This is a genomic window from Herpetosiphon giganteus, from assembly GCF_016907925.1.
GTDB lineage: Bacteria > Chloroflexota > Chloroflexia > Chloroflexales > Herpetosiphonaceae > Herpetosiphon > Herpetosiphon giganteus.
Genome location: NZ_JAFBCZ010000029.1, coordinates 21364 through 48078, shown reverse-complemented (window position 1 = coordinate 48078; position 26715 = coordinate 21364). Strand labels below are relative to the sequence as shown.

Sequence of the window (26715 nt, the reverse complement as noted above, 5' to 3'; positions counted from 1 at the left end):
GGACGTGGTACCACCACTGGTTAACGGAGACCTGCTTAACGCTCAATAACCGACCAGCCACTCCAGATGGCTGATGATTGCTCAGTAGTTAAATCGCGTTGCTGCTCAATCCATTGGCGTTGGGCATAGGCTAACGCAGTTGGCGCAGCATAGCCCAAGCGAAGCTGTTGATACAATCGATCCATCATTGCGACCGCATACTCATCGTCTACCCACCACAAATGACAAATAACCGCCGCCGCACCAGCCCCTAAAAAAGCCCGACTTAAGCTTAATACCTCAGCGCCCGGTAACACATCACCATCAGCGCCCTGACAAACCGACAGAATAACCAACGCATCGGCTATTTGCAGTTGCAAAATTTCATCATAGAAAATAGCGCCATCATGGAGTTTGATGTAGGCGCGTAAGCCTTGTTGCGAGGTCATCTGGCCATGGGTTGCAATATGAATATGGCTATAATCGCCCAGCGTGGTTTGCGGCGTAGGTTGCACGATGCGTTGCCGTGATGCGCTTTCATCCAACAAAATTTCGATTGGATGCTGCCAATATTGCTGAACCTGTTCTAGCTCATCAAGCACATAGATTAATGGATCTTCACTGTCGCGAAAGCTACACCCAATAAATAAAAGGTTTGGGCTTCGGCCCGCTCGCTCAATGCTTGGCATGCGTTGCAAAGCAGGAATCTGGTGTAACACAGCATGTTGGCATAGGCGTTGCGACCGATAGGCTAAGGCCGCCCATGGCAAATCGTGCAGGCACTCATCGGGAAGCAACAAGAGGTGATGATCAGGATCGCTTAATTGCCCAATCTCGCTTGGCAATAACAAGGCTTGGGCTTGGTGCAAAATCGACCAACGTTTGGCGCTGCGTCCATGCGCATAAGCATAATCATCGTAGGTAAATTCGCGATATTCTGGTTTGGTCAGTTGGTTTAAAAGATGACGTGCTTGGGGCGTGATTCGCTGTTGAGTCATGGCCAAACTGGTCGTGGTTAAGCTGAATATCAATAAGTGCTCGCCATAAAAACTATAAATCAAGCAGATCCACCCCGTGCCATAGGCAAGATCAAACTGCTGCCGAATGCGATCAAGCTCAAACCGATCCGCAATTGGCGTTGCTGGCACGAAGCCAATATGGCGTAATTCAAGGCTCAGCAAGAGGTATTCTTGGAGTGCCTCGTTAATATTATGCTCAGGAGCAGCGGCATTGATGAGGTGTTGTAAGGTCTCACGGCGTTGCTGATACAGCTGGCGCAGGGTTAATGGCATATGCGCCGCTGGTTGGTTGAGATAGTGCTGCAAGGTTACGGCCCGATGTTGTTCAACAACTTCTAAGATGGCGGCTGCATCGCCAAGGGTCATTGTAACGCTCAGACTATCGCCATAGAGCGCTTGAGCTTGGCTAAAGAAGCCACTTGAGGCATGCTCGCTTGGCACTGAGCGCCGCATATTAAGCACAATCGCCTGCGCTTTTTGGTAGTACATACGCGCTTTTTTAAGCTGCCCTTGCGCGTGAGCACAACGCCCAAGACCATACACCGCTAACCACATATACATCGGGCGTTTGTTTAGCAAGCGCTTGGCTCGTTGAAAATAGTCGCGGGCTTGGCCATACTTATTTAATAATAGCGCAGTTGTTGCATACTCCAGCAAACATTCGCCCATTGCGTCAGCATGCTGGATTGCGGTGAAATAGGCGTAGGCTTGTTGGATCGCGTCCAGTGCTTGCTCATGTCGCCCTTGATCATTCCAACATTGGGCTTGCGCCTGAAAAATTGCCGCCAACTCGCCAAGATCATTGGTCTGCTGGGCAGCTTCAGCTAAATGTTGCAGGAGCTGGAGCGCTGCTTCAGGCTGGCCTTGACGACGTACAATTAATGCTTGATTGCGTTGGACGATCAACAGATCATGGGTTTTATCCAGCGCTTGATAGCTGTTTTGTGCTCGACGATAGAATGCTTGGCTAAAATCAAAAAGGCCATAATAATAGAAAATAATCCCAAGGTTATGATCACATTGGGCTGCTTGATCGAGGCGTTGGTTGGCAATAAATAAACTTCGGGCAGTCACCAAAAGTTCGATCGCTTGTTGATAATAGCCCAATCGACTATAGATAAGGCCCAAGCCTTTCTCACATTGGGATTTGAGCAGCACTAATTCATGCTGGGCAGCAAGATCACGCGCTTTTTGGAGCAGCGAGATTGCCAGTCGATATTTGCCCCTTTGTTCAGCCAAGCGCGCTTGTTCAAATAGGCATTTGGCAATCTCAGGTTGCCAGTTTAAGCGGCGAAAGGTTTGCAACGCGTCCCGATAGTAGCGCTCAGCAGTTGGGAAATCGGCTTGATTGAGGTAGGCTGCTCCCAAGATTCGCTGGAGTCGAGCGAGGTTACTCGGCGATATATTATGTAAAGTATTACTGGCCAACGTGGTTAATTGAGCGATGCTGTGGGCTGTATCGCCAAGCATATTCAAATGCGCAGCTTGATAGATTTGCAATTGAGCAACCGCCTGCTCATCGCCCAGCAGCTGATAGGCAGCAACCAAACTCTGCCATTCTTGCTGTAAACTACGACCTGCGCCGCTCATCCAGCCAATAAAAACCTGGCCAACTCGGCAATGGAGCAGCCCAGCAGCATCCTCTATGGAGCGAAAGTAGTCAAGCGCTTGTTCAAAATACGTGGCGGCCTCACTTAAGCGTTCCCAGCGAAAGAGTGTCCAGCCCACGCTATAGAACGCCCAAGCTTGCGCCAGAGGTTCATTGCTGCTTGTTTGCAGTAGCCCATGCTTGGCGTGCAGCACCGATTGCCGAGGGTTGGTATCTGCAAGCTGTAAACAGCTCCGATAGGCCGACGGAACAGAACTTGGGATAAACATGCAGCATCCTTCTATCCTGACGATCAGGCATTTAATAGCGCTGGATCAAGCGTTATGCTTAAATCTGGCCCATCGATGAGCAATAAATGATCGGGCGCAAGATTGTTCAGGCTCGCGCTCCCAGTCTGATCAAATTGCTGGCGATACTGTTGCTGACCAAGCTGAACAGTTAGCCAACCAGCGAATTGTGGCTCTAAGGTTGCAACCAAACTCCACCCATTCCGGCCTATTTTGAGCAAAACGGTGAAGTGATACTGCACATCGTCAATTTGGAGTTGCGGGTTATCTTCTAAAATTTTGACCGTTTCAGCATGCTCGGATCGATAGCGCCGCACCGTCGGTTGCTGGCTAATCTGGAGCGCACGATTGAGAAATTCGCGCTCGAATGTAATGCTATAGGTTGGCGACGTTGCTTGCAGCAATTGACCAGCAAGCATTGCGGGCATGCTTGGTTGGTTGGCGCTAAATAGCGGTGGCGTAGCTATCGCTCCCAGCGATTCAGCATGATCCACAATCCGTAAACTTGTATACAGCGCGGCACATTCCTCGCAGCTAAGTATATGCCACCACACAGCAGGAAACTCATGAACCGCTTGATGGGCATCAACGCGTTCTGTCTCAATAAAGAGTTCCAGCTCATCGCATGCATCATCACAGCTCCAAGCCACAGGGCTAGGAAAAAGCTGTGGATACGTTTGGGTTACTAAAATCGTCATTCCGCGACAGTGATCGCATGTAGCGATATGCTGATACAACTGTGCGTGCGGCTGGTGAATGGCCTGCTCCTGAATTATGTGTTCAAGCCATAGTTGAAGCTCTTGATGAATTGATGAATTGATCATGCCATAATTCCTATCAATCGATACACGCTGGTTTGTCTATCGGCAGCAAAAAGCCCAACATCGTTTGATCGCGCCCCGTTTAATTGAATGCTTCATCAGGTGCTGAATCTGGATTATACCAATCGCGGATCGTTGGATGCTGCTGGAGCAAGTGCCGAGCTTGTTTGAGCAGATCGGAGATGCGCCCAGGGCTTAATTGAAATCGCTGCCCAATTTCGGTAACCGTCAGATCAACTTCCTTGGCCAAGCGAAAAATTTCTGGCAGCCGTTGATCGCTATGTTGCTGCAAAACCCGATAAATTAAGCTTTGCAGCGTATTCGCCAGCGTCTGCTCGGCAGGATCAGGGGTGTGGCTATCGGCAACTTCAAGGCTGGACTGATCATTGATGCTTTGATCGAGCGAAAGGATTTCAGCTGTCCGTTTACTTGCCTGAAAGAGGCGTAAATGTTGGAGCACACTCCGCAAAAACACCTTATAAGCCCACGTTTTAAAGCGACTACGATAGCAATAGCTTGGCAAGGCTTCGAGCAAGCCATTGAGCGCAATTTGCACCAAATCTTCGTGGCTAGTGGCAATTTGGCGACTCCAATCGAGGCCATTCTTCGCTAATACAGTGCGAACCGTTTGCAGCCATTCCTTCCAATCCTGCTGATCAAAGCCATGGCCAGTCTGGAATTTGGCCACGATCCCGTGATCATAATGATAGTTGGCGAGCATTGAGTTTAAGCGCTGTTCACCTTCGGTAGCAAGCAAGCACGGCTTTAATTGTTGCAGATAGCGATCTTGTTCGGTTTGGGTTAATTGCCAATGGTGCTCCCGATTCAGTGTAGCCAAAAGAACCCGATATTGGGATAGATCATCGGTTTGGTTTACAATCATGGGTTATCCCTTGTCAACATGCAGATGTGGTTTAATTCATCGCTAGTATAGCTGTTATCGCAAGGCTGAATACAATCCAATCGTTGCCAAATCGCTCGCAGCAATTGTTGGGTATAATACGCCAGAATAGCCGATAAACCAAAACTACTGCCATGCAAACATAGTTAGGATTGATTGAATCGAGGATAGCCTGATGCTTGATTTGTTTGCGATTATTCGTGATGCATTGCTGCATCCAACCCAGCTGTTGCTGAATCTCCATCGCCAGCGCTATCGCTATCGTCAACTCGGCTTAGCACTGGCGTTGTGGCTTGGCTTTTGGTTGGTAACGATTGGCGTTGGATTACTGCTGATGCTTGACACTCCGCCGCTTCTTTTCGGCATCAGCCTGCTTTTGCCCCAACTTTTCTTGGTTGTAATTTGTGCCTTGGCAATCGTCATGGGAACCAGCAATGCATTTCGTTATCGGGTTGCCGATGGGCTTTATTTGAGCGAGCCAGTTTTTTTGCAGCGTTCGTATTATGCTTTTTGGCCGCTGCGCATGCAGCTTGCATGGGTTCCTGCATTTTTTGGCCTCTCGACCGTGATGTTGCAATTTTTGCAGACCAATGATCCCCGCTTGTTGATGCTGTTTTTGATCGTAACTGGCTGTGCACTGGGATCATTATTTGTGACAACCCATATTGCCTTACCCACAATGTTAACGACGCGGATTTGGCTTGGTTTGATGTTGCTGTGGATGCAGTTTGGCTTAATTCCAATGATCGGTACATTGTGGTTTAGCTTGGCTTTTTTTGCGCTTGGTTTATGGATTGGCATCGTGCGGCCTATAAGTTGGCTCTGGCAGTCGCTCGTCAGCATCGGGATTGGCTGTTTGGTACGGTTTTCAGGCCAGCCTTGGCGTTGGTGGCGCTATCATCCAGCGCTCTACGATGAATTAGCCCTATTGCCCTTGATTGGTTTAAGTTGGAGCTTACGCCAACTCTATCAGCTTGATCCAGCTCGCGGGTTTAAGGCATTAATCGCAGTTTATCGTCTAAGCGCACAACGTCCGGCTGTCCGCCGCACCATTCAGCAACTCTTGCACGATCAACGCTCCAGTGCCAGTGTATTTTGGCAACTTAGCTCCGACCAACACGGGATTCTGCTGCTCCACCAACTTAATCGGCGGGCACGCAGTTTACACCCATTAATCAACCACATGACCGCCTGTAGCCAGATTGCAGAACCACAAGCATGGCCACTGCTGATTGCCAAAATGCAGCCAGCCCTAAAAGCCTATGCCACCAACCCTGCATTCCGCCAGCTCAGCGCTTGTCTGGAACTGATTGCCACAATTCTTACTTGTAGCGAAGCGCAACCAGCCTATGCTGCACTTCAGCGCTATCCTGCTGAAGCGCAGAGCTTGCTTGAACAGGCGATCAGCGAGTTGCAAGCGAACGCGCAACGTGCCCCCGACCAGCCCCATCTGCTCCCGCCAACTGGGGCGTTGTTGCGTGGCTGGCCACGCCATGCCCTGCTATCAACCATCGAACAGCTGAATTTTCTCCAGAAGCAAGCCAAGCAGCAAGGATAATCGATGCAGATTGAAGAATTCACCCTAACCTTCAAGCGACTGAGCGATCCAACCAGTCCGTTGCCCTATAACGTCATTACCAAACACTCATGGATTCCGGTTGTTGGCGGCTTATTCCAGGTAACATCGCAAAAGGCCTTTCGGGCCGATCAACTGCATGCGATTCAACAAGAATATAGCGAATACCTAGAACTTGCCCATAGTTTGCAAATCGATTCAGCAGTCCCACTAAACACCCCTAGTAAGCACGACCTCTATACGTTTGGCAATCGGGTTGCCAGTTTATTACCAGCGGCAACGCGACGCAGTTTGGCCCAAGCCATTAATCGCACCCATCGGGTCAAGCATCAGCTGCGGATTGTCTTGAATTTTTATCCCGATGTTCTAGAACTGCTCGCCGTGCCGTGGGAATTAATCACCACAGCCTTGGATTTGGAGGATGCTGCGAGTGCAACGCTCAACCAGATTGATCAATTCGTTGAGCGCGATTTTTTGTTGCAGAACCCACACATTAGCATAGTCCGCCAGGTTCAGGGGGTTGGCGTGCAAACAGATAGCACAATTGCGCAACCTTTTCCAGTTGAGGCGCTGCTTGCCCATCCAATTGGTGCTCCTAACATTATTAATCGCGCTGCAATTCGCGCGCTGTTTGAACCTGAGCATTATTTTGACGAAGCCGGCAGCCTCGAAGAGTTACTGCAACGCATGCACGCCCATCAGCCGCGGGTGGTGCATCTTGTGGCGCATGGTGGGCCAGTTGAAATCGAAGCAGGGTTGACGCGCTATGATTTATTATTGACCCATCAAGCAGGCTTTGTGCGGCGCGTAGGGGCTGCCGATTTGGCTCCGATTCTCAGCAATAGCGCTGAGCTACGCTTGGTGGTGTTGCATGCCTGTTATGCAGCAACCCAAGCTGCTTCAGCAACCGATGATGCTAGCTTAGAGCAGCAACGTGGCGTGGTTGAAGGTGTGGCATTAGGCTTGATTCGGCGAGGGATCCCGTTTGTGGTGGCGTTTCAAGGGGAAATTCGCCAAGATGCTGCGGTTATTTTTAGCCAAGTGTTGTATCGCCAACTTGATCGTGGTGTGCCGCTCGAATTTGCAGTAACCCAAGCTCGTTTAGCCATTACAGCGCATATTCCTGCAGCTGTGGTCGATTGGAGCTTGCCGGTCATTTATCGGGGTGCGATTCTAAATGATGCCTACACCAACTATATGCGCTTGGGTGATCGCAGCCAACGCCTGATAGAGCGACCGCAGGTGCTGCATTGGTTTCAAACCAGCTGGATTGGCGTAGCGGTGCTTGGATTAAGTATCGCGATCGTGATTCCGTTCTACTATCCAAATGCAAGTTTAGTGCAGATTGCAGAGAGTGCATCAACCACGATCAACACGCTCAGTTGGCTTGGGTTGATTATTCCTACAATTTTAGCGATTTTTTATCGGCCCTATTTTCAGCCGAGCTATATGGAACCTGCAACCAGCCGATTTTTACGCATAACCAAATTTTTGGGCGCTTATTTTGGCTACGGGTTGAGTTATATTCTGCTGGTTGCAGCCTACAGTTTCAGCTTTATTATGTTTGGCCAATCAATCGGAGTAAAGCCCTATAACTATCTGCTGCTGCTGTTGCTTATAAGCTGCAATAGTCTTGGATGCGCTATTTTTATGCGTCGCTTTACCCGCAATCAATGGGCTTTAGGCACCTATGATTCGCCGCAAACTCAAACGCTCAACCACATCATTATTCTGTGTATGACGCTCGTGTTTCTGGTGCTCGTTCCGGTCTTGTTTAATTATGCACTCAAGCATCTGCAGTGGATGCTGGCAGTTCCATCCTTGGCGATACTGATGTCACTGCTAAGTTTATTTATGGTTTTGAGCACGATGGAAGACGAGTAGCCATGCTTGGAGTAAAGCATGGCTACTGGTTTAGAGTTCAGTGCAGGTTAATACAATACCTTGAATTAATTCTGCTGCAGGAATCGTTGTAAACTCAGCGTTGCCTTGCGCATTTGTGGTTTGACTATAGCGCTGTTTGGTGGTTTGCACAGTGACCTGCCATTGTTTGGGTTGTGGTTCGCGTAAGGTCACCTTGAGCACTGGCGGGTTTTGGGTATCGATCAGCGCCACAACGAAAAATGGTTTGCCAGTAAATTCAGTTAATTGGCTATTGTACAGCGCTGTTGTCGTCATTGTTGGCAGCATCGGCTGAAGGCTGATTGTGGGCAGGTTTAGCTCAAGCTGGCGTTTGGCTGCTTGCCACAGTTTCAGCCATTTTTTCGAATCTTTGCGCTCGGCGGTTGGGGCTGGCTTGGGGAAAAATGGGCGCTGCTTTTGCAATTCAACCGGCTGCGGCTGGTTGGCATATACACGCAGCATTGCCACAACCTCAGCATATTCCTCGGCGCAATCGAGGCAGAGATCAAGGTGTTCAAACAATTCGCTAAACCGAAGATCGGTATCAATATCAACCTCATCAGCCTCTAACTGGGCTGCTTGAAGCAGCAGGTCATGATAGTTGGCGCATGGTTCAGGCTTAGCAGTTAAGCGATTATACAACTGCTGCTTACGCGCATTTGGGTTCTGAGAATCTTGGTAGCTCATACTAACCTCATTGGGTATAGACAGGATTATCATACACGATCGAGCAAGCCAGCAAGCGCTATGATTCCACCAAGAGTTGCTCAAACAGCTGTCTAACGTGGGGATGCTCGCGCAATTTTTTGAGTGCCCGACTTTTTAGCAACCGCACTTGTTCTGGTTTCAGCGCCAATGCGGCGGCAATCGCGCGCGGTGTCTCAGCGGAAAAGTAACTGCGATAGATAATTTCAAACTCGAGCGGATTGGGCAAGCTTGCTTTGAGCACCTGCTGCAAGTCAGTTTCGGTTATTGCTTGCTCAACCTGCTGGATCGACTGATCACGATAGCCATTGTTGCGATCATAATCATCATTAAGACTCACCATCTTTGGCTCATTGGCTAAGGCCTTTGGGGCATTGCGCATACAGGCAAACGCATAGGCCAAAATGCGTTGCGGCTGAATCTCGCCCAGTTTGCGAATCACAATCATCACCGCATCGGCGGCAAACTCTTCTAATTCGTCAGCTGAATAGTGTGAGCGCCGTCCGGCTTGCATGCACGCTCGTTGCAGATCGCGGGCTGCATCCTCCGCCTGATCTTGCATTCCAGCGTAGAGCATTTCGTTGTAGTGCGCGATTAGTCGCCGCCTGATGATTGTTGGATCATTAATCGATTCGGTTATGCACCATGTATGCGTTTGATCGATGATGGCGCTAGCGTGAGGGGTGTATTGCCAGTGAAAATGGTTGACAAGCTGCTGCCAGATTTCTGCTATTTGCGCTGCAAGATTGCTAGGCATCGCTTCGACACTCCTTCAATTTCAACACGATACGACGCTTGAGTAGCTACTTGCTAGGAAAGAGGGCGTTTGAGCAAAAACGTAGCAAGCTTGCGCATCAATTTGGCCAGCAAAGCCATTATTGAACAATTGTCGTGATAATGCCTAACAATACCATATATTGAGATTTTGCAATAGAGCAAGCGAGGTTCTGGTAAAGATACGTTGCACAAGCACTCGTTGCCAGTTTAATGAGCTATTGAACAAGAGTGCTGTATGCTATAGTGCATCAAGCAACTCAAAACGTGGCTTGCAACTCATTGATTGAGCAGAGATTGAGGTTACCATGCACCACATTAGCACTGAACTATATCAAACTCGCTACGCAGGCGAGCCACATTTGATGCTGCTGATCGACGGCCAGCCGCTCGATCAGGTTCTAGCTTTGCACTGCCAAGATTCAAATCTTGAGGGACTTGTGCCAACCTTAATCGCTGGATGGCTTGAAACAAAGGCAGAACAACAATTGGTCTGGGAGCGTGTTCGAGTAATGAATGAAATCCCAACCATCGTTCCTATCTTGATGTGCCCCGATGATTGTGATTTTTCGTGTACGATCGTCGTGATCGAAGTTAGCGCAAGTGCAACCACCGTTAGCTGGCCACGAGTAGGCTATGCTGTTGGTGAAACACCATATGAAACACTGGATGAACTGCCAGCCTCGCGACTTGATTCAATTAAATGGATGGATAGCACTACAATCTGGCAATTTGAGCGCACAGCTTACATCAACGCAATTCAAGCGTTTGCTATGCCTGAGTCAGTTGTTTAATTGCATGAATTTTTCAATTATGTCAAATAAATATCTGCGTTGGCTGAGCCTTAGCTGCTTGCTCGTGAGCCTGAGTGCTTGCCAACCTCACGAGCAAGCACTTCAAGCAACGCCCTCACTCGTAACTGCAATTCCAGCAGCGCTATTTCTGCAACTGCAACCAAACTTGTCATGGCCAGAGCCAGCAGCGCTTACGAGTGGCGTACTAAATATTCAGGACGGCTGCATGCGCCTCGTTTCGCCCCACAATCCCCAAGGCTATGCGGTAATTTGGAAAGCAAGCATAACCTTTGACGGCAGCAACATCAGCGATCTGCAAACGAAGATTCAAATCCAGCTTGGGAAGTCGGTAACGCTGGGCGGCGGCAGTGTGGGCGCTGAGTATCTTGCTCATGTGCAGCAGCATAATCCGCCATGTCCGCCGCCCTATTGGTTTGCCACCCATATTTCAGCTAGCAACTAATCTGCTGGATAGCAATCAATTAAACTAGCTGCTTAGCAAAGAACCTCAATTACAAAGCCGCCAGGCGCGGTGAAATAAAATGTCCACGAGCCATGGGCCTTGTGCGGCGCTTCGACCTCGAAACCATCGTCGCGCAGGCGTTGGTTGATCTCGTTGACACGCTCTTCGCTTGGCTGAATAAAGCCAATGTGGAACGAGCCAGGATAGCGGACTTCGCTTTCCTTGGCTAGTTTCATATGCGTCAGCGAAAGCACCATGCCCGACTCGTCAGTCAGAAAGCCCATATTCTTGTTGGTGCCAAGGTCTTGGAGGCCAAAATAGGTTTGCAGAAACTGGTGCGCCGCCGTCACGTCATCAACCGTCAGATTCAGATGATTGAGTTTCATCAGCGTTTGTCTCCTCATAGGTTTCCAGCGTTTGGCGCAACTGGTACAATGTATTAAACGTCTCGTTTAAGCTGGCGAGGTCGTGATTTGCGACCACAGCACTAGCCCATTGGGCTTGGCGTTGAGCCACATAATCCAGCGCTGCCCGAGCTTTAGGTGTCAGCTCCATCAGCCGCGAACGGCGATGATGCGGATTATCCGCATAGACAATAAAGCCATCTTTGAACAAGCCCTCGGCGGTTTGGCGCACGGTTTGCCGCGTCAGCCCCATTGTGCGGGCCACATGCGCCACCGAGATTGGGCCATGTTCGACTACTCCAAGCACCTGCCAGCGCGCGCTGCTCAAGCCAGCCGGCCCAGTCAACCGATCGCCAACTGCCAATAATACCCCGTTCAAGCGAAATAGCTCAAGAATGAGGTTGGTAAAAATCTCAGCTTGTTGATTCATATTTTGCATAATGACAATATATTACTATTATGACAGGTTACTGTCAATCTAAATACCATGCTCAAGCTGCAAATTTGGTATACTCAGCTGGCGATCAACGGATGAGTGATTAAATTCATTGAGAAGGGAAGGAAATACTATGTACAACGTACCGCACGCTGATAAAAACCCAAGCTGGCTGCTCCTCTTAACTGATGTATTAACCCTCGTAGTATTCATTGTGAGCATCATCATCTGGGTAGTAATCGAAGATCAACGCTGGTATGGGATCGATCCAAAAGCGCTTACTGGCTCACACCTGACGATCTATCAACAATGGCATTATCTAAAATATGTTGAATTAGGTTTAGCACTTTGCTTAGCAATTTATTCATTAGCCAAACGACGGAGTTTGATGCTGCGCGAACGGATTTACTGGCTCTTGCCGATTGGACTACTTTGGCTCTATTGGATGCAGCTGCGCTAAAAGTGTCGCAGCTTGGAGCAAAAAACCAAGCTGTGGCATTTGTTGATCATTGTTCGATTTTTGATCAAGCATCGCGAAAAGCCATCATTTTGCTTGTAATGGCAGCCAAAACCAAGCTTCAAGCCATTTAATTGCGCTATTTAGCTAATTTATTGCACTGAACGCTGTTCGATTACTGAATATCTGTTGAAAATTTTAAAAAACCAGCGCCAACATCAATCAGTTGGCGCTGATACACTCGATTATTTGGTTGTGGCTTGAATATGCTCAAGCGCTGGGGCCAAATCAACATCGCCTGGCTTGCGATTGGCAGTAATCAAACGAATCGCTTGATCATAGAAGAAGTAATTGTAGGCCCAGTTGATCAAGACGACCACACGATTGCGAAAGCCAACCAAGCTCATCAGGTGAATGAACAGCCAGACGACCCAAGCAGGAAAGCCCCAAAACTGAAGCCCAAAAATATAGGCCACTGCTGCATTACGCCCAATCGTGGCCATCGAGCCACGATCACGATAGACAAAGTTGCTGGTTGTGCGACCTTCGCTGTATTGCAGAATGTTTTTTGCCGCCGTCACCGCTTGTTGAATCGCCACCGGCGCAACTTGGGGCAAGGGTTTGCCTGCCTGTTCGATATAGGCCAAATCGCCAACAATATAGACCGCTGGATCATCGGCGAGGCTCAAGTCGGGCTGCACTTGGACGCGATTGCCGCGCATGAGGGCCAATTCAAGGCTTTGGGCCAAGGTAACGCCTTGCACGCCAGCCGCCCAAATCAGGGTGTGGGTAGGAATCACCTCGCCACCTTTAAGTTGCACCTGATCAGCACTAGCGCCCTCGACCGCTGTATTTAAGCGCACATCGACACCCATTTGCTCCAAGCGGCGCAAGGTTTTTTGCTGCAAGCGTTTTGGAAACATGCCCAGCACTTTATCGGTGGCTTCGAGCAAAATCACCTGGACTTGACGATTTTCGAGTTGGGGGAAATCGCGCACCAAAACATGCTTAACCAATTCGCGAATCGCGCCCGCCAATTCGACTCCGGTTGGGCCGCCACCAACCACCACAAAGGTGTGTAAGGCTTGGCGCACCTTGGGGTCGGCTTCGTAGGCAGCGCGTTCGAAGGTGCTTAATAAATGGTTGCGCAACTGCTCAGCATCATTTAAGGTTTTTAGGCCAAAGCTATATTGCTCAAGCTCGCGATTGCCAAAATAGTTGGTTTGGCCGCCAGCAGCGACAATTAAATAATCATAGCTAAAGCTGCCCATTGTGGTTTGCACCTGTTTGGCACTGCGGTCAATGTGCTCGACGCGAGCCATCAAAAAGCGCACACCCGGCCAATTGTGCATAATGCCGCGCACGGGGTAGGCAATTTGCTCTGGCTCCAAGCCAGCAGTTGCCACTTGATAGAGCAGCGGTTGAAAACAATGATAATTTTGTTGATCGATTAATAATACATCGAGGTTTTTGCCCGCTAAGGTTTTGGCAGCCCGCAGGCCAGCAAACCCAGCCCCAATAATAATCACTTTTTGCATTTTGGGCCTCCTGTTGTTACCGCACGTTGTCGATTCTACACCTTTGTGAAGTAAATAACAATAGGTAATTTGTACGATTTTTCACATAATTTGAGAGCAATATCGGCTCGTGTGCTTTGAACAAGGCATTTTTTACGCCAAGGAGCGCTATACTTAGGCTACTACGCTGAGATAACCGAAGAAAGGGGCAAACATGCGCTGGTATTACCTTGGAATACTGCTGTTTGGGTTAGTTAGTGGCTGTGCTTCGGAGCGTGATCGGCTTGCGCCAATTGTCATTCCGAATGTCCATGTCGGTGTCTGCGCGCTTTCGCCATCCCATCGCTATGTGATTGCCCATATCTATGACCCCAATGACGATGGCTATAAACGTGGCTATGAAAGTCAGATTATCGATCTGACCACCACCAAGGCGATCACGATTCCGCTTTGGGAACGCGATCCGATAACCGGGGAGCCTGCAGCAGTCGTGATTGATCTGCCAAACGAATCGTATACCGAGGGCTGTTACAATGCATGGAGTGCGGATAGTCGCAGCTATTATTTCCTCGATTGGGAGACAGTAGGGCCGCGCCAAGCCGGGCCTGGGCCAATTCGCAAAATTACGCTGCCTTAAAGAGACACCACTCATCGGTGAGCTTGTGGTATCCTCTTAACGAAAAAAAACGCTGCGCCGCCCATTGTACGCTGATACATGTCCAGAACCTTGGTCATTTCCATGAGAACGGCAATCCTGTTATCAACGTCTTTTCGAGGAAGGCTCTACTGGAGAATGCCGCATGGTTGCTGATTTGTTGTCGCGCACTATTCGGACGCTGCCTGATCTGCTGCGAGCTAGCGCAGAAACCACACCCAACCAAGTAATTATTCATCGGGCATCTGCTGACCACGAACAGGCGATTAGCTATCGCGAGCTGTATATAGCGGCACAAGAAGTCGCGGCGGAGCTAGGGCGCAATGGGTTGGTTGCAGGCCAAGTGCTGTTAATTGCGCTCGAAGCAAGTGCCGATTTTCTGGCTGGCTTTTGGGGTGCAATCCTCGCTGGATTGATTCCCGCCCCGCTGGCCGCCGAACCAGAACGAATTCGCGCAATCTGGCAGACGCTTGAACAACCAGCGTTACTTGCTAGCGCCGCCGTTGGTGAGGCATTGGCAGCCCAATCTTCGCCGTTGCAGCACGAACAGCAGGCGCTTGCTGGACCATGGCCTACTGCAACAGTTCAATTGTTTCGCTCAAACGTCACAGCGATGGCAACATCACCAGCAGTAGGCGATCTCGCCTATCTGCAATTTTCATCGGGCAGCACTGGCGAGCCACGAGGCATCGAGCTAACTCACGCTGGGCTGCTGGCCAATTTGCGCCAAATGGGCAGTGCCTGCGCAATCAACGCCGACGATTGCGTCGTCAGTTGGATGCCCTATTATCACGATATGGGCTTGATTGCCGCTCACTTGTTGCCACTGGCAGCTGGAATTAAACAGGTCAAAATTGATGAATTTTATTTTGCTCGCCGCCCAGCCAGCTGGCTAGAACTGACCCATCGCCATCGAGCCACATTATTGACAGCAGCTCCGTTTGCCTTAGATTTAGTAACGAGACGAGTTAAGCAAGAACAATTGGCTGGGCTTGATTTGAGCTGTGTGCGCTTGTTGATTGTTGGCGCAGAGCCAATTGTGGCCGAGCGTTGTCGCGCGTTTCTCAGCCATGTGGCTGCGACAGGCTTTGCGGCACAAGCTTTGTTGCCAGTTTATGGCTTGGCTGAAGCTAGTGTTGGGGTTACGCTATCGCCGCTTGGCACTGGCATGCAGACTCACCTGATTGATCGCCAGATTCTGATTCACGAAGAGCGGGCGAGTTTCGTCACTGAACAGCCCAATTCAAACGATCAAACACGCTATTTAGAGCTAGTTGATGTTGGCGTGCCAATTCCTGATTGCCATGTGCGAATCGTCGATGCTGCTGATCAGCCGCTTGCTGCTGGCCATGTTGGCCATATTCAGGTTGCAGGGCCGCAGTTGATGCGCGGTTATTATCGCAGCAACGATCCAGCGGCAGCATTTTGTGCTGGTTGGCTGCGCACTGGCGACCTTGGTTTTCTGCACAACGGACGCTTGGTCATCACTGGGCGCGCCAAGGAAATTGTGATTGTTAATGGTCACAAGCACCATGCCCCCGACCTTGAAGCCCTTGCAACCAGCATCAAAGGGCTGAATCCAAAACGAATCGCCGTCTGTGGCGTTGGCGGCCTTGGCAATCGCCAAGAGCGCGTCATCGTTTTTTTGGCGCTGAATGCTTGGCAATCAGCCCTGCCAGCGATTAATCAGCTGATTCGTGCCATGCGCCGCACCACCGGCACGACTGCGATTGAGATTGTGCCGCTGCGCGCCAGCCAGTTTCCGCGCACAACCAGCGGCAAAATCAGGCGCACAGAGTTGCGTCAACGCTATGAAGCAGGCGAGTTTAGCAGCCTGATTGCCGCCGTCCAAACGGCATTGGCCGAACACAACCAGCCAGCATCCAGCATGGCTCCTGCCAGCATCGAACAAACAATCATCACGCTATGCAGTCAGATCATCGGTATTGATCCCAGTCAGATTGGGCTGCACGATTCAGTTTTTGATCTTGGCGCTACCTCATTGCAATTAATGGATCTGTTGGCGGCGCTTGGCGATCGCTTTAATGTGGAGCCTGATGTTGCAGCGCTGCGTCAACGGCCAACCCCTGCTGGCCTCGCTGCGTGGTTGCAGGCACAAACTTCAATTATGTCAAATCAAAATGTAGCACAGGAGCCAATCCAGCGCCAGCCTAGCACCACACCTGAGCCAATTGCAATTATTGGCATGGCCTGTCGACTGCCTGATGCGGCAACGCCTGAAGAATTTTGGGCCAATTTAGTGGCTGGAGTGGATAGCGTCGGGCAACTGCCTCGCCAACGGCTCGATGGCCTCACCAGCCCTGCGCCACAAGGCCAAGCTTGGGGCAGCCAACTCGATGCGGTGAGCTATTTTGATGCCAGCTTTTTTAAGCTTAGCCCTGCTGAAGCTGCCGCGATGGACCCGCAACAGCGCATCCTGTTGGAATTGGCCTACCATGCCCTAGAGCGTGCTGGTTATGCCGCCCAGCGGCGGGAACAGCGGCGGGTTGGCGTATTTATCGGCGTTGGCGAGGCATCGTATCAAGAGCTGTTGCTGCCGCTCGTCGCCAATAGCGAACAATTACACCCATCGACGGCAACTGGCAATATGCGCAACCTGATTGCCGGACGGATCGCCCACTGTCTTGATTTGAACGGCCCAGCGCTAGCGATCGATACCGCCTGCTCATCGACGTTGGTTGCGCTACACATGGCGCGCACTAGCCTCTTGGTCGGCGATTGCGATTTGGCGATTGTTGGCGGGATAAACCTCAACCTGACTGAAACGCCATTTCAGCTGCTCGAGCGGGCTGGCGCACTCTCACCAAGCGGGCGTTGTCGGGCCTTCGATGATGCAGCCGATGGCATTGTGGTTGGTGAAGGGGCTGGGATTTTGATTATTGAACGGCTCAGCAAGGCCCAACATTATGGCGATAGCGTGCTGGCATTGATTCGCGGCTCGGCAATTAATAATGATGGCCGCTCGCTCAGCCCAATGGCTCCCAATCCGTTGCTCCAAGCAGAAGCCCTGCGCCAAGCCTACGCCGAGGCCCAAATCGATCCGGCGAGTGTTTCGTATATCGAGGCTCATGGCACAGGCACAGCAATTGGCGACCCAACTGAGGCGCGCTCATTGGCTCAAATCTTTCCGCCTGCGAGTAACGCAGCGCCACGCTTCATTGGCTCAGTCAAAACCAATCTGGGCCATTTGCTCAACGCCGCAGGTATTCCTGCGCTGATCAAAGTGATTTTGATGCTACAGCAGCGCCAAATTCCGCCAAGCCTGCACTATACAACGCCCAATCATCGCTTAGAACTGGAGCCTGCTGGCATGGCGATTAACACGACACTTCAAGTATGGCAGGGGCCGCAACCACTACGCGCTGGAGTCAATAGTTTTGGCTTTGGCGGCACGAATGCGCATATCATTCTTGAGGAGCCGCCGCCAGCGCCAGTCGCTGAAAGCAGCGAGGCTACGCTACAGCTCATTCCCATTTCGGCGTGCAACGAACAAGCATTGTGCCAACTTGCTGCTGGGTTGGCTGAACGTATTCAAGTTGATCAATCATTATGTTTGGCAGACTTGTATTTCAGTCTTGCAGAGCGCGAAGTGTTTGCTCAGCGGGCAGCCATCATCAGCGCTGATCTGGCAGCGGTGGCCACAAGCTTAGAGAATTATGCCGCTGGCGTTGCTGAACCACGCTTGCTAGTTGGGCCGCTCGTCACCAAACGGCGCAAAGTAGTGCTGATGTTTGCAGGCCAAGGCGCGCAATATCCGCAACAAGGGGCGCTGCTTTACCAGCGAGAAGCAGTGTTTAAGGCTACATTCGATGCAGCCTCCGCCCAACTTGGCCTAATCAAAGGTCGAACCCTTCTTGAATGGTGTTTTGCGGCTGAAGTGAAAAATGCAGAGTTAGCTGATACTGAAGTTACCCAACCGCTGCTGGTTGCTTTTGAAGTTGCGTTAGCACGGCTGGTGCTGAGTTGGGGACTCAAGCCCGATGCAGTTGTAGGCCATAGTGTTGGCGAGCTGGCAGCAGCATGCATTGCAGGCGTGCTCAGTTTTGAGGCAGTTTTGGGTCTAGCACGAGCACGCGGGCAACTCATGGCAAGCTTGGCAGAGCCAGGTATGATGGCAGCAGTGTTTGCACCTGAAGCGTTGGTTGCGGCGCTGGTGGCCCAACAAATAGCGCCACTAAGCATCGCTGCCTACAATACCCCAAATCAAGTGGTTATCTCAGGCACGAGCAGCGCAGTCAAACGCACCCTAGAGCAGCTAGAGCGTGATGGTGTTCATGCAATCATCGTTAATCAGAGCATGGCCTATCACTCATCCTTGACGCAACCCGCTGTCCAAGCCATCGCCGAGGCCGCGCGTGCGCTTGAGCCAGCTAATCCAGCAATTCCATTGTTGAGCACCGTCAGCGTAGAATGGATGCGCGGCCCTGCGAAACTCGACGCTGATTACTGGGCCGCCCAAGTGGTTGAGCCTGTGCGTTTTGCGCCTGCGCTCGAACGGCTGATTGCTGAAGGCTTCGATAGCTTTATTGAAATCGGGCCAGGCAGCACCTTGGCAGCTTTTGCACGCCAAATGCTGGCAAACCACGAGCCTGACTGGAGTGTTGAGGCTCTGCTGCACCGTGGCGAGGATGATTACGCCACAATTCGCAACGCAATCGGGCGCTTGTGGGTCCATGGCGTTGATTTCAATTTGCCAGCACTGGCGAACGGAATTGGCCACCGCGTGCGCTTGCCAAATTATCCCTTTGCGCGGGAGCGCCATTGGTTGCCAACTGCCCAACGGCTGCTGCTCAAAGAGCAAGCGCTTGAACTACGCCCAGCTGCCGACCAAGCAACCCATTTGCACGGCCAGCAGATCAGCACAGTCAGCTTGCAAGCGACCGCAAACGGCTATCGCTTGCAACTCAAGGCCGCCGATGGCCAGATATTGCTCGACCTAAGCGATTTGCGCAACGCTGAAGCCTCGCAACCAGCGTTTGCGTCAGCCTTATTGCAACAGCTGGTTTGGCAACCAGCTCCACTCCCAGCCACAGCTGAACAGCCAATTGAGAACTGGATTCTCGTCGCCAATCCAGATCATGGGCTGGCCAAGCAGCTTGCAGCAACGCTCAACGCCAACAATCAAACCTGCGTGCTCGTCAGCAGCGAATCGCTGGCAACGCAGCTGGCAACATTCAACCCGCAACGCTATGGACTGATTGTGTTGGCTGATTGGGCAGCAACATCCGATCGGCCCTCGATTGCTGGCGTGTTAGACCTCTTAGCACTCAGCAAATTGCTGCTAGACCAGCCCAAAGCAACTCAGCCAGCTGGTTTGTGGGTTGTTACTGCCGGAGCCTACCCAATTGAGCAGCAAGAGCAACTTGCCCCAGAACAAGCATTAATTGCAGGTTTGGCGGCGACCTTGCCCGATCAGCACCTTGGGATTCCATGCGTGGCGCTTGATCTGGCGCTGAATGCTGAGGCCGCGGCGCAACTCCAGGCGCTTGCCCATGAATTACAAGCACAACCAAGCAACGGCGTGCTGGCGTGGCGTGGCGGCCAGCGCTTAACCCGTGAATTAACAGCCTTGCCAGTGATCACAACGAGCAGCAAACCAGCCGAAACGCCAGGCCGCGTCATTGTGATTGTTGGTGGTGCAGGCGGCGTTGGCGCACAGTTGGCGCGCCATTTGGCCAGCAACAACCAACCACGATTAATCCTGCTTGGCCGCTCGGCGCTTGATCAAAAACGCAAAACCTTACTTGCGGAGCTTGAAGCCGTGGGGGCAAGCGCGCACTATCGCCAAGTTGATATTTGCAATTTCCACGAGGTCGAGCAGCTTATCGCTGAGCTAGCAGCAACCGAAACCGGAATTTTTGGCGTAATCCAAGCAGCAGGCATTGCCGATGTTGCTTCGCTACATACCAAAAGCGCTGAACAATTTGCGGCGGTACTTGAGCCAAAAGTTAAGGGCACATGGCTCTTGGCGCGGGCGCTTGAGCGTCATCAGCAAAAACCAGCCTTCTTTCTGAATTGCTCGTCGATCGCGGCGGTTGTGCCGGGCCTTGGCGGTGGCATTCCCGATTATGTGGCGGCCAACGCCTTTCTCGATGCTTTTGCCGCCAGCGAGCGCCAAGTAGGTCGGGCCATGACCGCGTTGAATTGGGGCGCATGGGATGGAATCGGCTTGGCGGCAACCCCAATGTTGGTCGAGCATCTGCGCCAACGAGGCTTGCCACCGCTGAAACCCAGCCAAGCGCTGCATGCCTTCGAGCAAGTGCTGTATGCAGATCAGAGCCAGATTGTGATTGTGGCTCCTGCTGAAACCAACCCTCAGCCCCAAGCAACCAGCCAACCACAGCGCCAACAATCATCGGTGGCAACCCTGAATTCAAGCGAGCTTAGCCAGCAAATTCAGGCCTTGGTTGCCAAAGCCCTCAAATTGCCAGCCGAGCAGATTGCGGTTGATGCTTCGTTTCTGGCGCTGGGCCTTGATTCGCTGCAAGCTGTCGATTTGGTTAAGCAGCTTGAACAAGTCACCGGCACGGTTTTGCCATTAACGCTATTCTTTGAGTTTCAGACAATTCGCGAGCTTTCGGTGCATTTGAGTACCCTGCTCAACGCTGAGCGACCTGCAACTCAAATTGTTGATACTGTTCCGCAGACCATTCCGCAAATCAGCAATGAACCAACATTTCCGCTTGCCCCAGCCCAAATTGCCTTTTATGTTGGCCATCAGTTGTATCCAGAAAGCCCAGCTTTTACCCTGATTCGCCAGCAGATTGCGGGCTTGCTCGATCCTACGGTTTTGCAGGCTGCGTTCAGCTATTTGGTGGCGCGGCATCCTATGCTGCGGGCCAAATTCGAGCCGGTTGATCAGGCCCAAACTGAACCACGCCAACGGCTCATCGATCCAAATCTACTGCCACCTAGCCTGTGGTTTGAGCAACGCGAGGCTCCAACTAATCGAGCTGCATTCGAACAACGCTTGGCGCATTATCAATTTGATCTGCTTAACCCGCCGCTGTTTCGGGTTGTGTTATGCAGCGATGGAGCCAAGCATTGGCATTTGTATCTGCTGCTGCACCACAGTATTGCTGATGGCTGGAGCACCAGCATTGTGCTTGATGAGCTTTGGCAGGTCTATACCAAGCTGCTTCAAAAGCAGCCAATTGCGTTGCCTGCACTAACCACGAGCTTTGAACAATACGTCATTCAAACCTTGCAAATAGCCGCCAGCCCGCAAGCAAACATTGATCGTGCTTGGTGGCAAACCCTGTTGCGCCAGCATAGCGCCGCCCTCGCCTGGTCGCTGCCAAATGATGCCCCTGCGGAGCAAGCAAGCGCACATCCAATCGGCAGCGTCTATCGCCAATTGGCTGCAACAACGAGCAGGCAACTGCGCCAACATGCAGCCAGCATCGATGTTTCGCTCTTTCACCTATTGTTGGCAATTTATGCCCGTCAATTGGCCGCTTGGAGCCAAACCAATGCCATCGCGATCAACGTGGCCGAGCATGGGCGGGGCATTCGCTTAACGGGAATCGAGCAGATCGTTGGCTGTTGCGCCGACCATCTGCCCTTGCCCTTGGAGCTTACAGCCAACCAGCAGATCACCGATCTCGCGATCGTCATTCGCGAGCAATGGACACAAATTCAACAGCATGCTACGGTTGCGGCGCTCGATTTAGCGCGAATGGCGGGAGTTCGCGAGCAAACAGGGCCGCGTGCGCCGGGTGCAGCGTCGTTCAGTCTGGCCCGTTTTCCTGCGAGTTTGCCCACCGATTGCCCAATTGCCATCGAAGTGCTGACGGCCAGTACGGCCACCGCAACAACCAAACTCTCGTTGCTTATTTCCGAAGTCAATGGCCAGCTGCAAACCACGTGGATGTATGCAACGGCAGCATTTCAAACCCAAACCATCGAACAGCTTGCAGATAGCTATCAACAGGAACTGGCGGCGCTTGGGCAACCAACCACAATCCAGCAAGCATTCCAGCCTGTTGAGCCAGAATCGCTGCCGCAGATTAAGCCAAGCTTGCTGACTCCAGCCCGCATTCTTGCCCAATGCATACGCCAGCCGGAGCGAATCGCGGTCAAGGCCGATGGCGCAACCCTGACCTATGCTCAACTAGCAACTAGCGCGAGTCACGTTGCACGCTGGTTGGTGGCGCATGGTGCGCGGCCAAATCAGCCTGTCGGCTTGCTTACCCAGCCAACAATCGCTAGTGTTGTTGGGATTGTGGGCGCACTCTGGGCGGGCGTGCCATGGCTGGGCTTGAATACGAGTTACCCATTACGTCAACTTGAAACCCAGCTTAATCAGGTATCCGTACAGTTGTTGCTCTACCACCAGCAAACTGCCGAGCTAGCCCACCAACTGCAAGCCAGCGCAGCAAACCAGCTTACGTTGCTTGATCTTGATCAGCTGTTGCAAGCGCCGTTGGAGCCAACGTTAACGCCCGAGATCGCCAGCCCCAAACCAGACGATCTAGCGTATGTTATGTTTACTTCTGGCTCAACGGGAGCGCCAAAAGGCGTACCAATTAGCCAGCGCTCACTTGCCAATTATCTTGCTTGGCTGGTAGAACGCTTTGGCTATGGCCCCAACGATCGCCTACTCCAGACCGCTGCCTTAAGTTTTGATGCTGCAATTAGCCAAATGCTTGGCCCGCTCACTGCTGGCGGCAGCGTCATTATGCTTGCGCCGCTGGTTGTGCGTGATCCAATTGGTTTACTCGAAGCGCTTGAGCGGGAACGCCCAACGATCTGGCGTTCGGTGCCAGCGCTGTGGGAAAGCGTCATGACGACAATTGAGCGCAGAATCGCCGAGGGTCAAGCGCCCCCAGCCTTGGCCGAGCTACGCTTAATTGGCATTGGTGGCGAAGCGCTACCCGCCAGCTATGTGCGCCGCTGGATAGATATGTACGGTCAGCACCAGCAAATTGTGAATCATTATGGGCCAACCGAGGCCACGATCAACGCAACCGCCTATCTGGTCGAACAACGGCCTAGCGCGGCGAGCACCCAGATTCCGATTGGCAAAGCGATCAGCGGAGCTATCACGCGGGTGCTCGATCAGCAGGGCAATCTCTGCCCAGCGTTGACCACTGGCGAGTTGTATATCGGTGGAATTGGGCTGGCGACGGGCTACCTTGGGCGGCCCGATCTCACAGCACGCCAATTTGTGCCCGATCCATTGGGTTCAGGCGCGCGCTTGTATCGCACTGGCGATTTGGTGCGCGAGCTTGCGGATGGCAATTTGGTGTTTATCGGTCGCGCCGATGAGCAAATCAAGCTGCGTGGCTATCGCATTGAGCCAGCCGAAATTGAAGCGGCGCTGCATGAGCACCCCGCGATTGCCAAGGCCGCCGTTTGTCTCACAACTGACGCTGAGCAACCGACCCTCATCGCCTATGTGAAGACCAAGGCAAGCTTGCCAAGCGAGGTTGAATTGCGGCGCTGGTTGGCAAAGCGCTTGCCGCCGCAGATGATTCCGCAGCGTTTTGTTGAATTAGCGACCCTACCAACTACCAGTTCAGGCAAGATCGATCGTGGTCAACTGCGCCAATTACCAATTCCTGCGCCAAGCAGCGTCGAGCATGGCGCGCTGCCGCAAACACCAAGCGAGCTGCTGGTTGCCGAAATTTGGCAAACGGTGCTGAAACTGCCAAGCGTCAATCGCGATGCTGATTTCTTTGAATTGGGCGGCGATTCGCTGCTGCTACTGCAAGTGTTGACCCGCTTGGAAGGCCGCGTGCCAGTGCTGCCACGAGCGGCTACCTTGTATCAACACAGCACGCTCGCCAGCTTTGCCCAAGCTTTAGATGCAGCAAATAGCAATCAGCAGCCCGAGCAAATTCATCATTTGGCTCAAACTGAACATGGAAGTTTTGCGCTGACCCCAGCCCAAATTGGCTTTCTGCTGACCGAAACGCTCGATCCTGCGACACCAACGACGTGGTGCGCGCGGCTAGCAATCAATGGCCCGCTCGATCGAAGCCTGCTTCAGAAAGCCTTGAACATGCTCGTACAGCGCCACCCCATGTTGCGAACGCGAATGTTGGTCGCGCAACGCCCGCCGCGCCAACAAGTCGAGGTCTACGCTGAACCAATCCAAATCAGCTTCAACGACTTGCTGCCAGCGTTGGCGGCTGGGGCGAATGCAACGCAGCTGATCGAGCATTATTGGCATGCAGAACAGGCAGAACGCTTTGAACTTGAGCAATTGCCGCTGCTGCGAATGCGGGTGCTGCAACTCGCGCCAACGCGCCATATCTGGCTGATCGCAGCCCATCATATTATTGGCGATGGTTGGAGCGCATGGGTTTTTGGCCAAGAATTGCTTCAGCTGTATGATGCACTTGTGGCTGGCAAAACCCCAAAGCTGCCAGGGTTACGCTCAACCTTTCAAGATTATGTCAATCTTATTCAACAATCAAACAATGCTTCGGCGGCAAGCTATTGGCGCGCCATATTTCGCCAAGCCTATCAGCGCCCACTGCTACAAGCACGCAATCCAGCGCAAACAAATGCGCCGTTGCTTGAGAGCCATGTGCTGCCAGCAACAATTCTCGGCCAACTCCGCCACGTTGCAGCAGCAGTGGGCCTAACGCCCTATCTGGTGCTGTTGAGCGTGTTTATTCATCAACTGCGCCAATTAACTGGCGTTGATGACCTTGTGATCGGCACTGCCCATGCTGGCCGCGACCAAGCCCTGCCCGATATTGAGCGAATATTTGGCTGTTTTGCGACCGCGCTGCCAATTCGTTTCAGCCATCAGGCTGCTAAGTCGGCACAGGCTTTATTAATCCCAGTCGCGCAGGCCTTTCGCAACGCCTATCAGCATGCGCTGGCCCCAAGCGAGATCGCGCGCCTGATTGGCCCTAATAACGGCAACGCAGCCATAACTGCGACGGGAGCACAATTCTTCTTCACCTTTCTCGATTTTGATGCGCTAGGAACCCTCAGCAGTGAAACCCTCACGCTCGATTGGGCCAACTCGCAAACCGAAATTCAACCGCCGCTCGGCGCAACCGAGTTGCTGTTTGCCGCCCGCGCTGCCAATGGCGAGTTGCGGCTGAGCCTGCAAGCAGCCCCAAGTAAGCTAGATGCTGCAATGCTCCAGCATGTGTTAGCTGGCATGCTCGCCGATATTCAGCTGCTAATTACCCAACCAAGCCACAGTGCCAGCAGCATGATTCAATTTGCTAATCGCCAGCACGACGTGCAAACTGCTCCCTTAGATGCAGCATTAATTGGCTATTTGCCGCCCAGCAGCAGCATCGCCGCGCTCCTCGGCCTCAAAGGCCCTGCGTCAACAATTCGCGAACAACTGCGCAAGTTGCTATTTGCCGATGGGCAGCCGCGTTGGGTTGAACTGCTTCAGACCCCAATTGGCACTTCGGCCATGCTGTGTTTGCCTTGGTTTGCAGAGGAGCTACGGCCAGAGCATGCCGCCGATCTCGAAAGTGCGATTGCCGCTAGCATGCTGCTCGCTCAAGCGCGGGGCGCGCGCTGCGTCTCGCTGGCTGGGATGTTGCCAGCATTGACGGGCTATGGCTTTGGGGTGTTGCGAACACTAGAGAGCGACCAACAAGCACGGCCAGCATTAACCACCGGCCATGCGACAACCGTGGTTGCAGTGAGCCAAACCCTCGAAGCTGCGCTCAAGACCAGCAGGCGACAGCTCGCAGACAGCGATTTGGCAATGCTTGGGCTTGGTTCAATTGGCCAATCAGTCTTGCAGGTTATCTTGCGCAGCTTGCCGCATCCACGCTCGTTGGTGCTCTGCGATACCGCAGCCAATCAGCAGCGGCTGGTCGATTTGGCGGCGCAAATTCGGCAAACAACCGGCTATACAGGCTCGATCGAGATTGTTACAGCCGCGAGCGATGTGCCCGAGGCCGTGTATCAAGCCCAAATCATTGTTGCGGCCACCAGCACGGCGGGCATTATCGAGGTTGAGCGCTTGCACGCAGGCACGATTCTGGTCGATGATTCGTTTCCGCCATGCCTTGACCCCAAGCGCGCGATTGCGCGCATGCAAACGCGTGGCGATGTGCTGATTGTTGGCGGTGGACAGTTGGCCTGCGGGCCAAGCCAGCGCACAATCGATCTGCCACTTGGCGACCAAACCGTGCGCGAGCGAATTCTGGCCGAGATTGTGCCCGATGCTGCCGCGAGTTGTCAGCTCGAAGCCCTGTTATGGGCAGCAGATCCAACGCTACCTTTGACGAGGGGATTGGTTGAGGTTGAAGCAGCGCTGAGCTATCGCGACGCAGTGATTAGGGCTGGTTTTGGCCCAGCACCCTTGCATTTACAAGGCTTTTTGCCCAACCCGCAGCTGCTCGCGGAGCATGAAATGGCTCAAAACAACGACCAGCAGTAACTAAAAACATCAACCAGATTAA

The 26715-nt window shown here is 52.3% G+C and carries 15 protein-coding genes; 7 read left to right on the top strand and 8 right to left on the bottom strand.

Annotation, left to right across the window (positions count from 1 at the left end; all coding sequences use genetic code 11):
* Positions 1 to 35 precede the first annotated feature (35 nt).
* From JOD20_RS21055 to JOD20_RS21045, 3 genes are all read right to left on the bottom strand, one after another.
* Positions 36 to 2876 carry a CHAT domain-containing protein gene (locus JOD20_RS21055; RefSeq protein WP_204757168.1) on the bottom strand — a complete coding sequence of 947 codons (2841 nt, stop codon included), beginning with the start codon at positions 2874 to 2876 and terminating at the stop codon, positions 36 to 38.
* Positions 2877 to 2899: 23 nt separating this feature from the next.
* Positions 2900 to 3718, bottom strand: coding sequence for a hypothetical protein (locus JOD20_RS21050; RefSeq protein ID WP_204757167.1), 819 nt, complete (start codon positions 3716 to 3718; stop codon positions 2900 to 2902).
* Positions 3719 to 3797: 79 nt separating this feature from the next.
* Positions 3798 to 4598 carry a sigma-70 family RNA polymerase sigma factor gene (locus JOD20_RS21045; protein ID WP_204757166.1) on the bottom strand — a complete coding sequence of 267 codons (801 nt, stop codon included), beginning with the start codon at positions 4596 to 4598 and terminating at the stop codon, positions 3798 to 3800.
* 193 nt (positions 4599 to 4791) lie between these two features.
* On the opposite strand from JOD20_RS21045, the gene JOD20_RS21040 reads away from it, so the two are divergent.
* A complete protein-coding gene (locus JOD20_RS21040; protein WP_204757165.1) occupies positions 4792 to 6174 on the top strand; it encodes a hypothetical protein in 1383 nt (460 codons plus the stop codon).
* A 3-nt stretch (positions 6175 to 6177) separates the two neighbouring features.
* A complete protein-coding gene (locus JOD20_RS21035) occupies positions 6178 to 8076 on the top strand; it encodes a CHAT domain-containing protein (RefSeq protein ID WP_204757164.1) in 1899 nt (632 codons plus the stop codon).
* A 30-nt stretch (positions 8077 to 8106) separates the two neighbouring features.
* Here the strand turns inward: JOD20_RS21035 and JOD20_RS21030 are convergent, their stop codons facing one another.
* Both JOD20_RS21030 and JOD20_RS21025 read right to left on the bottom strand, forming a co-directional pair.
* Positions 8107 to 8781: a hypothetical protein gene (locus tag JOD20_RS21030; protein ID WP_204757163.1), complete on the bottom strand. Its 675-nt coding sequence runs from the start codon at positions 8779 to 8781 to the stop codon at positions 8107 to 8109.
* A gap of 58 nt (positions 8782 to 8839) precedes the next feature.
* Positions 8840 to 9556 carry a sigma-70 family RNA polymerase sigma factor gene (locus JOD20_RS21025; protein WP_204757162.1) on the bottom strand — a complete coding sequence of 239 codons (717 nt, stop codon included), beginning with the start codon at positions 9554 to 9556 and terminating at the stop codon, positions 8840 to 8842.
* Between the two features lie 382 nt (positions 9557 to 9938).
* Between JOD20_RS21025 and JOD20_RS21020 the strand changes: the two genes are divergently transcribed.
* On the top strand, positions 9939 to 10367 hold the full coding sequence (locus JOD20_RS21020) for a hypothetical protein (RefSeq protein ID WP_204757161.1): 429 nt from the start codon (positions 9939 to 9941) through the stop codon (positions 10365 to 10367).
* Between the two features lie 19 nt (positions 10368 to 10386).
* Entirely contained in the window at positions 10387 to 10830 is a 444-nt protein-coding gene (locus JOD20_RS21015; RefSeq protein WP_204757160.1) for a hypothetical protein, read from the top strand.
* A 32-nt stretch (positions 10831 to 10862) separates the two neighbouring features.
* Here the strand turns inward: JOD20_RS21015 and JOD20_RS21010 are convergent, their stop codons facing one another.
* Complete coding sequence (locus tag JOD20_RS21010; protein WP_204757159.1) at positions 10863 to 11216, bottom strand: VOC family protein; 354 nt, start codon at positions 11214 to 11216, stop codon at positions 10863 to 10865.
* A complete protein-coding gene (locus JOD20_RS21005; protein WP_204757158.1) occupies positions 11185 to 11664 on the bottom strand; it encodes a MarR family winged helix-turn-helix transcriptional regulator in 480 nt (159 codons plus the stop codon). Before JOD20_RS21005 ends, JOD20_RS21010 begins: the two co-directional genes overlap by 32 nt.
* Before the next feature lie 139 nt (positions 11665 to 11803).
* Here JOD20_RS21005 and JOD20_RS21000 point away from each other — a divergent pair, with 139 nt between their 5' ends.
* The gene (locus JOD20_RS21000; protein WP_204757157.1) at positions 11804 to 12130 is read left to right on the top strand and encodes a hypothetical protein; all 327 of its coding nucleotides are present in this window, start codon (positions 11804 to 11806) and stop codon (positions 12128 to 12130) included.
* Between the two features lie 242 nt (positions 12131 to 12372).
* Here JOD20_RS21000 and JOD20_RS20995 read toward each other — a convergent pair whose 3' ends face one another.
* Positions 12373 to 13665 (bottom strand): NAD(P)/FAD-dependent oxidoreductase, encoded by a 1293-nt coding sequence (locus tag JOD20_RS20995; protein ID WP_204757156.1) that lies wholly within the window; start codon positions 13663 to 13665, stop codon positions 12373 to 12375.
* A gap of 193 nt (positions 13666 to 13858) precedes the next feature.
* On the opposite strand from JOD20_RS20995, the gene JOD20_RS20990 reads away from it, so the two are divergent.
* Both JOD20_RS20990 and JOD20_RS20985 read left to right on the top strand, forming a co-directional pair.
* Positions 13859 to 14281 (top strand): hypothetical protein, encoded by a 423-nt coding sequence (locus tag JOD20_RS20990; RefSeq protein WP_204757155.1) that lies wholly within the window; start codon positions 13859 to 13861, stop codon positions 14279 to 14281.
* Between the two features lie 163 nt (positions 14282 to 14444).
* A complete protein-coding gene (locus tag JOD20_RS20985; protein ID WP_204757154.1) occupies positions 14445 to 26693 on the top strand; it encodes a non-ribosomal peptide synthetase/type I polyketide synthase in 12249 nt (4082 codons plus the stop codon).
* Positions 26694 to 26715 lie beyond the last annotated feature (22 nt).